The sequence below is a fragment of the Burkholderia sp. Se-20373 genome (assembly GCF_017104705.1).
Lineage (GTDB): Bacteria > Pseudomonadota > Gammaproteobacteria > Burkholderiales > Burkholderiaceae > Burkholderia.
Map to the genome: position 1 here is coordinate 1 of NZ_JAAGPH010000084.1, position 15699 is coordinate 15699.

8 protein-coding genes are annotated in these 15699 nt (G+C 55.6%); 5 read left to right on the plus strand and 3 right to left on the minus strand.

Going from position 1 to position 15699, the window contains the following annotated elements:
• Positions 1 to 1427: 1427 nt before the first annotated feature.
• Positions 1428 to 1925, plus strand: a complete 498-nt coding sequence (locus G3N96_RS24380) for a hypothetical protein (RefSeq protein WP_206138769.1) — start codon at positions 1428 to 1430, stop codon at positions 1923 to 1925.
• A 385-nt stretch (positions 1926 to 2310) separates the two neighbouring features.
• Here the strand turns inward: G3N96_RS24380 and G3N96_RS24385 are convergent, their stop codons facing one another.
• Complete coding sequence (locus G3N96_RS24385) at positions 2311 to 3195, minus strand: hypothetical protein (RefSeq protein ID WP_206138770.1); 885 nt, start codon at positions 3193 to 3195, stop codon at positions 2311 to 2313.
• A gap of 180 nt (positions 3196 to 3375) precedes the next feature.
• Between G3N96_RS24385 and G3N96_RS24390 the strand changes: the two genes are divergently transcribed.
• Positions 3376 to 4776, plus strand: a complete 1401-nt coding sequence (locus G3N96_RS24390) for a PD-(D/E)XK nuclease family protein (RefSeq protein ID WP_206138771.1) — start codon at positions 3376 to 3378, stop codon at positions 4774 to 4776.
• Positions 4777 to 4938: 162 nt separating this feature from the next.
• On the plus strand, positions 4939 to 5670 hold the full coding sequence (locus G3N96_RS39740; protein ID WP_277399457.1) for an H-NS family nucleoid-associated regulatory protein: 732 nt from the start codon (positions 4939 to 4941) through the stop codon (positions 5668 to 5670).
• 68 nt (positions 5671 to 5738) lie between these two features.
• On the opposite strand, the gene G3N96_RS24405 is transcribed toward G3N96_RS39740, so the two are convergent.
• Together G3N96_RS24405 and G3N96_RS24410 are read right to left on the minus strand one after the other, a co-directional pair.
• Positions 5739 to 6986, minus strand: a complete 1248-nt coding sequence (locus G3N96_RS24405) for a hypothetical protein (RefSeq protein WP_206138772.1) — start codon at positions 6984 to 6986, stop codon at positions 5739 to 5741.
• Between the two features lie 55 nt (positions 6987 to 7041).
• Positions 7042 to 7740, minus strand: coding sequence for a hypothetical protein (locus G3N96_RS24410; RefSeq protein ID WP_206138773.1), 699 nt, complete (start codon positions 7738 to 7740; stop codon positions 7042 to 7044).
• Positions 7741 to 8207: 467 nt separating this feature from the next.
• On the opposite strand from G3N96_RS24410, the gene drmD reads away from it, so the two are divergent.
• Both drmD and G3N96_RS24420 read left to right on the plus strand, forming a co-directional pair.
• Complete coding sequence (gene drmD / locus G3N96_RS24415) at positions 8208 to 11390, plus strand: DISARM system SNF2-like helicase DrmD (protein WP_206138774.1); 3183 nt, start codon at positions 8208 to 8210, stop codon at positions 11388 to 11390.
• A gap of 3 nt (positions 11391 to 11393) precedes the next feature.
• Positions 11394 to 15662, plus strand: a complete 4269-nt coding sequence (locus G3N96_RS24420; protein WP_206138775.1) for a DNA methyltransferase — start codon at positions 11394 to 11396, stop codon at positions 15660 to 15662.
• Positions 15663 to 15699: the final 37 nt, after the last annotated feature.

Below are 15699 nucleotides of genomic sequence, written 5' to 3' on the forward strand. Positions count from 1 at the left end.
CAGTTCAGGCAGCGGCCCTCGGGCCGCTGCCTGACGCGCTACAGTTTGTCTCTTTTTCTTCATCGGCATATCCATGGCCTTTACACCTCATGATATGCCTCGCCCACGAAATCACGGATAGGTCCGAAATCCGCCAACTTGACTCGAAACGTATCAATAAATGCCGCCTATCGGCGAAAGTCATCGAAAATCATCAAAAACCTGTCTTGCCTGTCTTACTTACATTGCACACGGAACCCATGCGGACGCTATGGACCAAGGTCTCATGCAGGTCCTCGGCGAGATGACGCCACGGCAGTACGTCGCACTTCAGACGATGTCCCCGTTCGAAATCGGCTACAGGTTGAAGCAGCTGTTGCGCGACGAATTGTTTGAGCGACGTCGTGACGCGAGGCAGGGACAACAAAACGGATAGGCCAGGGAACCGAGCCGCTGAGTAGAGACGCGAATCATAAAGAAGATTTGCACGGGGTGCCGGTTCGCACGTAAATAGAACTTATGCCGAAAATGCCCTCCGCCATAGAGTAGATGCCGCCCAGCGCTGTCGCAGCGCTGGAGCGGGTGGGCGCAGAATTGGCTGTGCCTCGTCTGCGCAGAAAGGAGTCGCTCGTTTCATGGGTAGCCGGGCTTGGAGTGACTGTGCCTATTCACGCAAACGATGCTTTGAAACTTCAAGCAAATCATGTCTTTCAACTTCGGATGAACCGCATAGCTCGGCCTGAGACCATGCCGTACGAGCCTCTCACCGACTGACGGTGGGTCTGCGAAAACGCAACGAGACAACGCATGCCCCGGTCAGAAGCGGTGTTTTGACCACAACCGCCGTCACCCAGCCACCCCGGGCGGCCTATTATCAAAGTCGGCGACTTAAGTTGCTAGCACGGCCCCGGCATCCAGCGGTGATTGAGCATAGAGATTGCGCGCCGAGGCAGACCTATGTCGTTGATTTCAAACAATTGGCCGCGTAAATTGCAAATTTCGATGTTATGCGGCCAATGAGTGCGACGCCAATGGCATCGACTGAAGCAGACCTCGGCAGACTGAGCGCGGCGCAGGTTGCCGGTGCATTATGACAAGCACTCCCCAGCCGCAAAATTGCCGTCAAGAGTTCACCGATGTTGCCGATATCTGGGGTATACCGTGAGGTTCCATCGACTATGCAAGAAGCTCTACATCCGCACACTGGAAAACCAATTACCGCCGAGGCGTATTTTCTTGAGTTCGGGCGCCCAGAGGCGACCTCGGCAGCAGTCGACACTCGCCCCCGGGCGACATGCCCTTTCTGCTCGCAGCGAATGTCCGTAGTTGGTGCCGCAAAAGGAGGGCACTTCGCGCATCTTCCGAAGTCTGATTGGTGCCCCAGCAAAGAAAAGACTGCGGAGCCGTACCTGAGACTTACGCCGACTGAGCCAGATGACGAAGCTGCGATGAAGTTAAAGGCGCTCTTCCATGGCGCTTGGCAGCAGCACTACGCACGCTTGCAAGAAATCGCTCCAGGGTTCTCCCATAAAGAATTCATCGAGCTGCTTACTCGAGCCAATAGGTTGAACATATGGGCCTACAAGGGGCTTCAACCCCAAAACTTGCCTTATATCATGCCGCTTTTGGCTGATTTTTCGCCGGCGAGCGGACGACGGCAAAGAACCGGCGCCGGTGTACTTGAGCATGCACGGAGACTTTGGCTGCGCTTCATGTACAGTTCGGCTGTCCGTCGCGCCGAAGATTTATGGATTCGCCCGACCGGCGAGGTGAAATTCTTCCGTGTAAGCTATCGTCCGCCGCCGCGCTCAGCACCAAAGCCCGACGACATCCTGAAGAGCGTTGAAATCGAACGTACCGACGTTTTCCTTTCTGCAACACCGAGACCACTACCGGCGTTCGTTGTTGAAGAGGTGGGGCGATGGCTTAACCGGCATTTGAATTGACAACCGAGCAGGTTGCTGACGGCGCGAGCCTCAGCCTCGTTGAATACGATGGAGCCCGGGGGTGTTTCCTCTATGGCGAGGTTCTCTGCGACTGCTTGGACTTCATCGCGCGTCATTCCTGCAATCGTGAGCCATACTTGCACTCCAGCGCGTCTGACGCGATGCCCACGAATGTTGTAGTTCATGTCGCCCGATACGGGCCATGCATTGAGTGCAGGACGGATTCGCTCGTCCGCTTCGAGGATGTTCTTGGACAACTCGAGAATCCTCGTGTGCGACGCAAGCAGACGCCCTCCGTTGGAACCAGCCGTTTCATCGCAAGTTAACAGCAGACCCCACACGTCCCAGTAGCTAGTCAGTGGGCGCTATCGATTTTTGCCGCAGCTCACGGTTTGGCAGGGGCTGAGGCAGCTCGTAGCAAACCATTGTTGTCCTCGCGTGTAAGAAGCCAGTCAAACGAAGGCCTGTACTGTTCGTACTCCTCCCGCGATAGCAATTCAGCCATTTTCACCAAGGCAAACTGTCCCGACTCCGGCAACTTCCGCCCTAGCTCCGAGGCGATGTCTCTTTTGACCTTTTCGAAGCTTTCTTTTGCCTTATTGAATTTTGTTGCCCAACTATCGCGCTTTTGGAGGTGCCCGAAATGCTTGTTCCAGATTGCGTCGAGTCTCTCCAACGTTTCGTCAAGAACCTCCATCTCTTCCACGCCATCACATGAGTCGTGCGTAGTTAGACGCCAGTTCAGTGCTTCTAGGAGGCGGGCTCGTTCGCCCTTGACGACTTGCTCATCGTAGTCGGTAATCACGGCTGGAATATTGTGGATGAAGGGAAGCAGTGGAGTAATCCTGGGCCTCAGCCACGCCGGACGTGCATCGAGGTCCCACTCATGCGCTTGTCGGCTGAGCGCTCGCATCGCTTCTTGCCCAGGAGGGCATGCCGTATTCCATTCCGCTTGTGCGTCTGCGATGACGTCAGACAGTCGCTTATCGCTCTCCACAAAATTGCGAAACGATTTTTCAGATTTTCGGTAGGTGACCGACAGTTTTTCGAGGTTGCTTTCGTCGAGTTCCTTCGACATCAAGCGAAGAGTCCGTAGCTGCGACTTCAAGTCCGCTGGCAGGTCCTGTGACCCGATGAGTTGCGCCCACTTCTCCTTCAATTTTCTCAGCCCCAACTTGCCTATCTGATGCTTCAGATGTGCCATATACATTGGGGTTCCCCCGTTCAGGCTACGAAGGCTCTCGAGGTCAGCTTTTGTATATACGGCCATAGTTTATCTCCGTTGGTCTCTTTGCAGGCGCTTGCAGGTCATCCTCTTCAAGGAGGTGCGCTTGCCGGTTTCCATTCGAGAATGTCTTTACGCTTACACTGTTGACCTCTCGTGACCCGCGTGCTGCGGGGCGATGGCGGATGCCGCCAACAAAAAACAATGACAAGGAGTGTCTTGGCCATGCCAGCAAGAAGTAGCGGAACGGAAGGAAAGTACAGTCATGAGGCGTTTCAGAAGTTTATCAGCGACCAGGATACTGGGAAAGCGATAGAAGCCCTAAAGCGCGCAAACGATGTTTTTGACATCATCGCGCCGTCCGAAACGCAGCATTCGCAGATGTTGCAATGGCTTCTAAATCCGCGTGAGGGGCACGGTCAAGGAGACGCCCTTCTGAAGGACTTTTTAATTGCGGCATGGCAGTCCGCCGAGGAGGCAGAATTCGCAGGAAGGGCCCGTAGTAGGGCATTTTTTGACTACTGGACGCCGGCGCGCATCAGCATGACGGGCTTTCACGGGGCAATTGTGCTGCGAGAGTTCGCAATTGGTGAAACGAAAGAGTCCCGGCTCGACATCCTTATTCTCGATGCACAGAACAGAATGATGGTTGTCGTCGAAAACAAGTACAAGGCCATTCATACTGAGGGGCAGCTCGCCGCATACCGTGAGGCCGCAACACAGATGTGTAAAGGCGTTGCTTTCAGGGGGTGGACCGTGGCATTCATCGCTCTCGATAAGGGAAGGTCATGGGGCGTCGAAAGCGATGAATGGCATCAGTGGGTGTATCTAGATTACAGCTGGCTGGAGGCCGGGGCGAACCGTGCGGAAACCCAGATGCGTCGTGGCAATCAGTCTGCAAGTCTTGTTGTGTCCTACTGTCAGCGTCAGCAGGCTGATTACAAATCGCGGGAAGAGAGGGACTTGGATGCGGCGCTTGCGCGGTTGATGCGTAGTCACGCCCCGGTCCTCGACAAGCTCGCGCAGATGTACAGCGAGCAACTGGGCAGGGGTGTACGCCTGCGCCTGCGCGACGAACAGGACCAGTTGTGGATGTTCGGGCAGCATTATCCAGAGCTGGTCAAGCGGGTCAGCCGGCTGCGCAACCTTTCTTTCGTTCAAACAGATTTCGATAGGCTCTTTGCGGGGCAAACCACCTTCACATACACGGTGAAGGACACTTACATCGACATCTTCGATAATAGCTGGGAGCGGTTTTGTCAGGAGCCCGACGAGCGAAACTTCATATACTGGCCGGTTCATCTGAGGGCGATTCGCGTCGACGACAAAGCTGCAGAGCAGGGAAGACTGAACAAAAATGCGGAAAGCGCAGACTCGTCCGTAGTGCTTGAGGAGAAGAAGGGGAAAAGTTACCGCGTGTTCGTTTGGTATACGGAAAGACGCATAAACGGCGGCTATGCTGCCCGGGTCCGCAAAGCAATGCGGATGCAGTACGGGGAAGATGCTGACTGGCGCGAGAGCGGCGTTAACCGCAAGCTGGGGCGCGACGTCGTCGGAGAAGATTCGCTTGTCCGTGCGCTGAAGCAGCGCTACGAGGTACTCGAGAGAGCGCTGGGGAACTGTTGAGACGAAGTGCTTGGGCTGGCCAGGAAAATTTTGGACCGTTTCGCTTTTTTCATTTTTCGTGGTATCCCGACGTTTGGACGAAGGGATTTCAAGATGCACTTGTGCTGGTCGTGCACTTGCCGTCATGGCATAGTGCGTCCAATCACCTTTTTGGAGTTGTCTATGCCCACCTTGGAAGCAATCGAGACGAAGATAAAGCGCCTGCAAGAGCAAGCTCAAGCTATCAAGGCAAAGAAGGCTTCGGCTACGCTCGACCGCATTGTCGAACTCATGCGGGGCAGCGGAATTACGATAGCTGACATTGAGGCTCACCTCGGGGCCAACAAACGAAGTGCAAGGTCCGAGAGGAATTCGGTTGCGCTCACTGCGACTGTTGCGGCGAAATACATAGACCCGAAGTCGGGTGCGACGTGGAGTGGGCGCGGTCGTGCGCCGGCGTGGATTGCAAATGCGAAGAACCGCGACCGCTTCCTTGTTGAGCGAGATGCAGTAAATTCCTCAGCGCCTGCTGAGAGCAAAGCAAAGAAACGGGGCAACTACGTTCGAGGGCCGCAGCCTGCGAAGTACCGCGACCCTGAGACCGGCGCAACTTGGTCGGGCCGTGGTCGTGCACCAGCGTGGATTGCGAGCGTGAAGGACCGCTCGAAGTTTTCGATTGCTGTTGACACTAGGCCTAGTGCAGTCGTTAAGACAACTTCTAGGCGGGCGAGAAGCAAAATGGTGTCGCGCACTCGGAAGGGGCCGCCAAAAGGCAAGCAAGCCGCGAGATATCTCAATCCAGAGACCGGTGCGACTTGGAGTGGACGCGGCCCCGCACCTGCCTGGCTCGCGGCTGCGAGCGACCGCTCGAAGTTTCTAATCGGAACGTCCGCCGCTAATGCGCCTGCTACCTAACCGATATGATGTCGGATACCCGCCATATGGCCTGACGGGACAGTGTCGCCCATTGATTTGATTGGAAATCAAGGGATGAGCGGAACAGAAACGATATCGCGCTGCGCATGGTCTTCAACGATGTAAAAGCCAGCCGCATCGTGTGCGTCGATGGACGATTGTGTCGGGTGACCGTATCCTTGGTGTGTCCCTGCAGAGAAGAAAGCTTTGGAGTCCTTTCCTACAGGTGAGAAGACTTGCTGCGAACTCGCCTCATCCCCATGGTGCGGCACAACCACAGCATCGAATTGCCCTGCAGAAAGAAGGGAAATCGGAGTTCCGGCCTCGGACTTCATGCGCTTGTAGACATAGTCTCCGGGCAACAGAGCTTTTTTGCCTGCAGCTTCACAGACGGTCACAAGGCATTCGCCGTTTTTGTCACTTGACATTGGAGCGCTACGATAGACGCTTAGCGATGCAGGGCCGCTATGGAAAAGCGTTTGAGAGCCTATTCCATACACTCGCGGCTTTATGATGTGCGAGTTGAACGCTAGTGATGGGCGTCCGCTGGGCAAATAGACTGGTCCTACTCTGTTGAGTAACTCCACATCCCAGTCCAATAGCCTCCAATGGTCCGCGTCCGGATGCGAGATTATCATTGGAAGTCTTGCATCACTCGTTGCCAGCTTCTTCACGAGGGGCATCAACTCGTTGACTATCGTCTTGGCTTGATAAGACTCTCGGTTGACTGGAGTGCCTGCGCCAGCATCGAGAAGAAACCCCGACTTGTCGTTGTGAAAAACGGAGCACATCCCCTGTCCTACGTGGAATCCCTCCAATTTCCAATCGCGCTCGGCTCCCTTAACTCGGTGTATGGGTAGACTCGATATCTCGGCAAGGGGCGGAATGGCTGGCCCCCAAGCAAGCTGTACCGTGTCGATTTCGATATACGTAGGTGCTGAGCCGGTGAATGCAGGATAGGCATAGCTGTCAGAAGGACCGCGTGCCAACCTGTACTTGACCTCGACCCAAGGAGATTCTTCCAATGAATCACCAAAGGACGAATCCCCGTGGAGTAGCCAGAAGTCTTTCAACCGCAGACCGCTCAATTCGTGTTGAGCCTGACTCGCGGCGTGCCACCAGTCGCGCATACTGATATCGATGATGTGGACCTCGCACCCATTGGCGTCCGCCCACTCTTCGTTTTGAAAACTGCTTAGAGAGACACCGAATAGCCGGACGCACGGTACGCGAGGTGCATAGTCCTTGACGCCATTCCGCGTCTCAATCTTGCAATACATTACGCCGTCGGGAATGCGCTGCGGTTGACCATCCATCACGGCTTCTCCATGAAGATTGTGTTCGAAAACTGCGCTAGTTCCACAGAGATTACTACCCGAGGTGCTTCGGGGGCGCGAGGTCGTATTGGGCTACTAGTCTTTCGCTGAGCTCGTCGGCTTGTGCAAACAGCAACATCTCGACCATCTGATTCGTAACGCTATCGCCGAGCGCGGCAGCGATGTCGGCGAGGAGATTGTTGTAAACGTTATAGACGGCAGCCGGCTTCACGCTCTCGTATCCGCTCTCTCTTTGCACACGCTTCACAGCCTTTTGCGCCTGCGGTACGCGCGAATTTCGGCTAGGCAGTGACGGGAAGATAAGCGGTTTTGATGTATCACCAAGCAACTGAAGAGCGTTCAGCGAAATCGAAGTGCGAGCGTCGAAAGTCGTAAAGCGCATCGGGTCGCGGATGGTCAACGCTTTCGACCACGAGGCGATTCCCGTAGCCCCCCGAGCGAGAATGTCTTCTTCTTTTGCTGTTGCATATAGGAGGAGCGTGTCCGGTGCGTTGGTTCGGACGCGTCCCCAGTCCTTTATATACCAGTCGCTTATCACCTTTCGCTCGTTCTCGGAACCTCTGCACCAAGCTGCGTTGAGCGCGGTCTTCAACGCAAGATTTTTGTCAGCGAGCGTCTTGGTCGCGGGTAGCCGAATTCCCAGCGGAACTGTTGTCTCGTCGAAGTCCCAGCCGTACAGCTTTGGCAGTTCGTGGATGGTCCCTCGAACGTGGCGCAATATCGCGTCGTACATGTTGTAGTAGGTCGAGTTCAGGCTTTCAGCGGAACATCGCGGGTCAAGAGACCGGTGTACGGCGTGGCCGGTGCAGAATATATTAGAAAGAAAAGTGAAGTGCTTCGGTAAGGTAGCGCGCAAGCACCTGTCTAGTCTGGCCTCGTTCGATGAGTGCTTAGGAAGCAAGGGTTGTCGGAACGGCGGTCGGTTCGAACAGTTGCAGCAGTCGAGCAACCGGGAACGCGCCGGGACCTAGAATGCCCGTCGGTGGGATTTTTGCCATATCCGACGTGGTGCTCCTCGCCGCAAGCGCAACGTCACACAAGCCATTTTGAATCTTCGTCTTCATCGTGCCCCGGCCCCGGTCCATCTGGTGTTAGGATTTTGGCCTATTGTAAGGGCAAATGGCAGCAGGGACAGGAGCAAGTACGCCCTATCGCGGGTGGTTTGCCTCCAAATGCGTGCTAGATAAATCAAAACACACTATGACCATCGTTGAGTTCGGCGGGGCCCCGGTCAGCGGCCAGTTGGTATCGGTTCGAAACCGGCGATATGTTGTCACCTCCGTCGCCGCCAGTGGTTTCGCGGAAGTTGCGAATCGAGAGAACCTTGTTTCGCTTTCGTGCGTAGAAGATGACGCAGCTGGCGAAGAACTCCGAGTGATTTGGGAGTTGGAGCCTGGCGCCTCGATTCTCGAGCGCGCTTCGATGCCCAATGTGTCCGGGTTCGATGAGCCGGAGCGCCTTGACGCGTTCCTTAATGCGGTTCGATGGGGCGCTGTCGCCCAAGGCGACACTCGAACGCTTCAGGCTCCTTTCCGCAGCGGTGTCGAAATCGAGGACTATCAGCTCGACCCGTTGGCGCGCGCCATACAGATGCCTCGGGTCAATCTGCTGATTGCAGATGATGTAGGTCTCGGAAAGACCATCGAAAGTGGTCTGGTCATTCAGGAGATGATGCTACGACACCGAGCGCGGACGGTGCTAATCGTGTGTCCGTCCGCTATCCAGATTCAGTGGCGCGACCAGATGCGGGACAAGTTTGGACTCGATTTCCGCATCGTGGACAGCGAGCTGATGAAGGAGCTCCGACGTACCCGTGGTTTGAACGTGAATCCATGGACGCATTTCCCGCGCCTCATCACGTCCATCGACTTTCTCAAGCGTGAACGGCCACTACGACTAATGCGGGAAGCGCTGCCCGCTCCCGGGCAACCGATTTACCCACGCCGGTTTGACCTGCTCGTTGTCGACGAAGCACATAACGTAGCGCCAGCGGGCACGGGGCGATACGCGACCGACTCACAACGAACGGCGGCAATTCGATTGTTGACGCCACATTTCGAGCACAAGCTCTTCCTGTCGGCAACTCCCCATAACGGCTACTCGGAGAGTTTTTCGTCTCTTCTCGAATTGCTGGACAATCAGCGATTCGCGCGTAGTGTCCGACCGAATCCGGAGCAACTGGCGGCAGTCATGGTTCGACGGCTGAAGCGCGAATTGCCACCACGGTGGGATGGTACACCTCGGTATCCGGAACGCATCATCGAACCATTGGAAGTGCCCTACACGGATGCCGAGCGGGCAGCGCACCGGGCGCTCTCCCGATACGCGGAACTGCGTACTCGTACCGCTCAAGACGACGCTGAGCGCTTCGCGAGCGAGTTCGTTATGAAGCTCCTCAAGAAGAGGCTATTCTCGTCACCGGAAGCATTTCGTCTCACGCTCGAGAAGCATCTCGAATCGCTCCGCAACGCCCGTCGGCCGGCAGGTCGTAAGCAACAGCCCGTCGTTGGTATTCTGCGCCGCCAAGTCGAGGCACTGGATGAAGACCCGGCCGATGATGGTCAGCTAGACCTCGCAACGGATGAGGCCGTCGACTCGGCTGTCGCACTCTTCAGTCCCCTAACTCCGGAAGAAGACCAACTGCTCGTTGAACTACGTTCTTGGGCAGGCGACGCTGCAATGCGACCCGATGCGAAAGCGGCCGAATTGATTTCCTGGCTGAAGTCGACATTGTTGTCCAATGGAAGTTGGAATGGCGAACGCGTCATCATCTTCACCGAATATCGCGCAACACAGAAGTGGCTGCAGGGTTTGCTTGCCTTCAACGGATTTACGGGTGAAGACCGCGTCATGACGATGTACGGCGGAATGCATAGCGATGACCGCGAACGAGTGAAAGCCGCATTCCAAACATCACCGGAAAAATCGCCCGTTCGTATCCTGCTGGCAACAGACTCAGCATCCGAAGGTATCGACCTGCAGAACTACTGTTCGCGACTCATCCACTACGAGATTCCGTGGAATCCGAATCGGATGGAGCAGCGCAACGGCCGAATCGACCGGCACGGACAGCGTCAACCGGAAGTGACGATTTACCACTTTGTGGGCAAAGGATATCGTCAGAACGCTAGGAATGCGGCCGCGTCTGCGCCCGGAGACCTTGAGGGAGACCTTGAGTTTCTGATGCGCGCCGCTCAGAAAGTTGAAAACATTCGAGAGGACTTGGGCAAGGTTGGGCCGGTTATTTCCGCACAGGTTACTGAGGCGATGCTTGGACGTCGCAAACAGCTTAATACGGAACAAGCCGAGCGCGATAGCGAGGCTTCACGCAAGCTACTTCGCGTCAGACATGACCTTCGCGCTCAGCTTCAGCAACTTCACGAGCAACTGTCAGAGACAAAGCGCGAACTGCATCTGGACCCGGATAACATCCACTCGGTAGTTACAGTAGGACTATCACTTGCCGGACAGCCTCCGCTGCAGGAGGCAACGCTGGATGGAGTCTGGCCAGACCCCACCGGCAAGCGAGCGAAGTGTCCCGTCTTTCGACTGCCGCATCTAACGGGGTCTTGGAGCCTCGCTACCGAGGGACTACGGCATCCGCACACGCAAGAGATTCGCGCAATTGTGTTCGACCACACTCTCGCGTCTGGTAGGGACGACGTCGTTCTTGCGCACTTGAACCACCGGCTCGTTCAGAACTGTTTGCAGCGCTTGCGGGCGGAGATTTGGTCCGTCGCCGGTCATCATCGACTCCATCGTGTCACGGCGAGAGTGATTCCAAATCGAATGTCTGATGTTCCTGTTGTCATCGCTCACGGTCGACTCGTTGTGCTCGGCGGTGACAACAAGCGCATTCACGAGGAAATTATTTTTGCTGGTGGCGAACTGCGCGAGGGACGCTTTGCGCGGATTCCTCAAGTTGGCCGTTTGGAGCAGTTGCTGGACGACGCTACTTCTCAATGTCCGACGGAGTCGCTCCAGCAGCGCCTCGTAACGCTTTGGCCGACCCATGAGGATGGGGTGCTTCGTTCGCTCGAGGCCCGCATGAAGGATAGGACAGAGACGCTACAGAGTCGACTCGATGAGCGAGCTACCCGTGAAATCGGCGCAATGCGCGCTGTGCTGGGCGAATTGCAGGCAAGCATCCGTTCACAGTTGCACGAAGTTACCCCACAACTCGAGCTCTTCTCAACGCCGGAGAAAGAACAGTTTGAGCGAGACCGCAGTGCATTGGAACGGCGTCTCGATGAGCTGCCGAAAGAAATGGAACTAGAAGAAAAAATTATATTGGCTCGATACGCGGAGCCGAACCCGCGCCTGTTCCCTGTATCAGTGACCTACTTGATTCCAGAAGTCCTTGCACGTCAGGGAGCGGCCTAAGTCATGTCCATTGCTCGCCAACATAACGAATGGTTGTCGCTAATTGAGGTTTCCGGGCCGTTCCTTTCCTTGCCTGTGTTGCTACGAGTGTTTCCCCAAGGGCTGGACGCGCACGACCCTGAGATGTCCAAGAACGTTCGTCTCGCATTCGGCGAATGGGAGGCACATCAACAGGAGGTCGCGATTCACACCGCATGGCTCGAGTTCGTGCTTAAGCGCACACTTGGCTATCCGGACGATTATTTGCTCAAGGGTCAGGCGTTGCCAAATGCGCTGGAAGCGCGCGTTCACGAGCACGCTGAAACCCTTCGGCCGACGTATGCGCTTAAGGCACCGACCGAAGCACTTCCTCGCATGCTCGTAAGCGTATTTCCGCCGAGCCAGGCGCTGACAAAGCCAGTAGCTGGTACAACGTGGAAGACCGGGTCGCCCGACACGCGCATGATGACATTGCTGCATGCAACCGGCGTTCCACTCGGTCTTGTGACCAACGGAGAAAAGTGGCTTCTGGTTGCGGCAAAGCCGGGCGAAACCACGAGTTACATTACGTGGGATGCGGGACTTTGGTCGGAAGAGCCACTTACATTGCGGGCATTTGTGGCGCTACTCGGAGTTGGTCGTTTCTTTGGTGTAGCAGAGAACGAGACTCTTCCGTACATGCTTGCGGAAAGCGCGCTGAACCAGCAGGAAGTCACCGACCAACTCGGTCAACAGGTGCTGAAGGCGGTTGAGGTGCTGATTCAGGCACTTGACCGGATTGACGTCGAGCAGCACGGGCGCTTATTGGACGGTATCGGGGAGAAGGACCTTTACCAGGCAGCTCTCACTGTCATGATGCGCTTGGTGTTTCTGTTTTCTGCTGAGGAGCGCGGTCTCCTCTTGCTTGGTGACGCGTTGTACGACCGTCACTACGCAATTTCGACGCTGCGCGACCAGTTACGCGAGATATCCGACGAGCAACTTCTCGAGCACCGGCACGATGCTTGGGGCCGATTTTTGGCGACGTGCCGCGTAATCTACGGTGGTGTAGAGCACGAAGCAATGCGCTTGCCGGCGTATGGAGGAGGCCTGTTTGACCCAGACCGCTTTCCATTTTTGGAAGGCCGAAAAGCTGGTACCTCATGGGTTGATGCGCCAGCCGCACCCCTTCCCATTAATAACCGCACGGTACTGCATCTGTTGGAGTCGCTGCAGTTCCTGCGAGTGCGGGTCCCGGGAGGCGGGATTGAGCCGCGCCGGTTGTCGTTCCGTGCGCTCGATATCGAACAGATTGGGCACGTGTATGAGGGACTGCTCGACCATACGGCGAAACGAGCGTCTTCGCCGGTGCTTGGATTCAAAGCGAACGGCGGTGACGATATTGAAATATCACTCAGCGAATTGGAAGAGCGTGCGACTGCTGGAGAAGATGAGCTCGTTGCTTTCTTGAAAGAGAAGACAGGACGGACACCTGCAGCGATACGAAAAGCGTTCGCGCAGGCTAATGATGCCAACTCGCTCGTGCTGCAATCGGCCTGCGGGACCGCAGACGGTCTCTATAATCGAGTTAAGCGGTACGCGCTTCTCCTTCGCGATGACAGCAATGGCTACCCCGTAGTTGTTCGTCAAGGTAGCATCTACGTTACGTCCGGGCCAGACCGTCGCAGCACGGGGACGCACTACACGCCCCGAAGCCTTACGGAGCCAGTTGTTAAGACCACCTTAGACCCACTACTGTATGACGAGATAGCGCAAGGGAATGAGTCAACACCAGAGCGTCTTAAAACGGCCGCTGAGATTCTCGCATTGAAGATTTGTGATTTCGCTTGCGGGTCGGGCGCATTCCTCGTACAGGCATGTCGATATTTGTCCGAGCGCTTAGTCGAGGCCTGGAGCCTTGCGGAAGCGGCGCGGCCAGAAGTACCGCTATTCGTACCGGAGGCGTTGCCTTCTGGCGGACATCACGGTGAACAATTGTTGCCTAGTGACTTGGAAGAGCGTTTGGCACTTGCGCGTCGTCTTGTGGCAGAACGCTGTCTATATGGCGTTGATGTCAATCCGATGGCAGTGGAGATGGCAAAGCTGTCGCTTTGGCTTACCACGTTGCACAAAAATCGCCCGTTTACATTCTTGGACCACGCAATAAAATGTGGTGACAGTCTTCTTGGATTGCACTGTAGCGAGCAGATTGAACACTTTCATTTAGTTCCCGCGCGTGCGACTGTCCGCCTGCACGACTACATCAAGGCTCGGTATGTGGAGCTGTTGAAGATTGCGCGTGGAAAGCGCGCAGAGCTTGAGACTTTCACGATATTGGATACTCGCGATGCCGAACTGAAGCAGCAGCTATATGGTGAAGCAGAGTCGGTCCTTGACAGTGTGCGCATCCTCGCAGACCTCATCGTGTGCGCAGGCCTTTCGAGCGCCGGCTCTGCGGCCTCGCGCAGTTTGAAGTTGCTCGAGACAAAACTTGAGGAGCTTCTGCTCGATGTAGGCGCGGCGTTCGGAGACGAATCGACGCTGACGGTAGCCGAATCGCAAGGGCTCTGGTCGCTTCGGCAAAAGATAATTGGAATGTTGCAACCACCTTCAGCGCCAATGCAGCGCCGAACGTTTCATTGGCTGGTCGAATTTCCAGAAGTCTTTTTGCACGCGGATACACCGGGCTTTGATGCAATCATTGGCAATCCGCCCTTTGTAGGAGGCAAAAAAATTTCCGGATTGCTTGGGGATGACTATCGCGACTACCAAGTCTTGTATACGGCGGATGGCCGCAAAGGAACGGCAGACTTGTGCGCCTATTTTTTCCTTCGGGCGGCAAAACTCATTAAGTGCGGAGGAAATTTCGGTCTGCTCGCCGTGAACACCATCGCTGAAGGAGATACTCGCCAGGTGGGATTGGAAGCCATGCTGCACGCTGGTTATTCAATATTCGCTGCGCGAACCAATTTTCCTTGGCCAGGGGGAGCGTCGATTGCTGCGAGTGAAATTCACATGCATCGTGGCCCATGGGTTGGCACGCGCAAGCTCAATGGACAGAGTACGGCAGTCATTTCGCCATATTTGTCCTCCGAGCCGGAGTGGAGCCCAAAGCCACTAACAGAGAATTCCAACAAGTCATTCGTGGGCTCATACGTGTTGGGCATGGGCTTTACGATGAGCGAGCAGGAGGCGCGGGCGCTGATTAGCCGCGACGCCAAGAACGTTGAGGTTCTATTTGCTTATCTCAATGGCGAAGACTTAAATTCTCATCCCCAGCAAAAATCTTCGCGCTGGGTCATCAATTTTTGGGATTGGCCGCTAGCGCGTAGCGCAGAAGGTCAATGGTGCGAAGCGGACGAGCGACAGCAGGCACTTTGGTTGAGCGAGGGCTATGTGCCGCCAGACTACCCAGGTCGGGTCGCACAGGACTTTCCAGAGGTCCTTGCCTTAATTGAGAGGAAGGTGAAGCCGGAGCGACAACGGATGGACGACAAGGGTGCGTACGTCCTTCGAAAACCTCTACCGCAGCGCTGGTGGCACTACGCGGACAAACGGCCCGCTTTGTATCACGCAATTGGGCGCGGTGCTTCGTTCGCCCGACATCCAGACGATTGGGACGCGTCGACGCCTGAATATGACTTAGTGCTAGCTCAAACGCAAGTATCTAAGTACCTCACGCCGTGTATGCTGCGAAACGACTACGTATTTGACCAGAAGGTAGTTGTATTTGGCGGGGCCTCGTTTGAACTCTATGCTTTGCTCCAAAGCAGTATCCACGAAGCGTGGGCAAGAAAACAGGCGGGTTCTCTTGAAACTCGCTTGTCTTACACACCGTCCGACGCCTTCGCCAGCTTTCCTCTCTGCACGGCTAATGAACGTTTGGCGGAGCTAGGACAGCATTTCCATGAGCTTCGTCGCGGTGTACTGACGTCCGAGAATATTGGTCTCACGGAATTTTTCAACCGATTCCACCGGCAGGGGTACGACGTTCCGGTTATGGTCGAACTTCGGCGCTTACTTGTGCAAATCGACTATGCGGTGCGGGACGCGTACGGATGGCACGACCTCGAACTGAAGCATGATTTCTATTCTGTTCCGTACTTACCTGAAAGCGACCGCGTCCGACACACAATATGCGAGGAAAGCCGCTTAGAAATCCTGCGTCGATTGTCGCGTTTAAACCATGAGCGCTTCGAGGTGCAGCAGGCGCTGGACGCAGCCGCTGCCGCACGTCCGCCTCAGCGTATAGCTGCACGTAAGCGCAAGCTTGTCGGCCATGATGAAGCAGGCGTGCAAGGCGGCCTGTTCTGAAAAGCGATATTTTCGTAAGAAGACAAAGTATGCCTAA

What these genes read in the sequence shown, in the direction of transcription:
- G3N96_RS24380 (WP_206138769.1), top strand. Translation starts at nt 1,428, where the DNA reads ATGAAGTTAAAGGCGCTCTTCCATGGCGCTTGGCAGCAGCACTACGCA.
- G3N96_RS24385 (WP_206138770.1), bottom strand. Translation starts at nt 3,195, where the DNA reads ATGGCCGTATATACAAAAGCTGACCTCGAGAGCCTTCGTAGCCTGAAC.
- G3N96_RS24390 (WP_206138771.1), top strand. Translation starts at nt 3,376, where the DNA reads ATGCCAGCAAGAAGTAGCGGAACGGAAGGAAAGTACAGTCATGAGGCG.
- G3N96_RS39740 (WP_277399457.1), top strand. Translation starts at nt 4,939, where the DNA reads ATGCCCACCTTGGAAGCAATCGAGACGAAGATAAAGCGCCTGCAAGAG.
- G3N96_RS24405 (WP_206138772.1), bottom strand. Translation starts at nt 6,986, where the DNA reads ATGGATGGTCAACCGCAGCGCATTCCCGACGGCGTAATGTATTGCAAG.
- G3N96_RS24410 (WP_206138773.1), bottom strand. Translation starts at nt 7,740, where the DNA reads ATGTACGACGCGATATTGCGCCACGTTCGAGGGACCATCCACGAACTG.
- drmD (WP_206138774.1), top strand. Translation starts at nt 8,208, where the DNA reads ATGACCATCGTTGAGTTCGGCGGGGCCCCGGTCAGCGGCCAGTTGGTA.
- G3N96_RS24420 (WP_206138775.1), top strand. Translation starts at nt 11,394, where the DNA reads ATGTCCATTGCTCGCCAACATAACGAATGGTTGTCGCTAATTGAGGTT.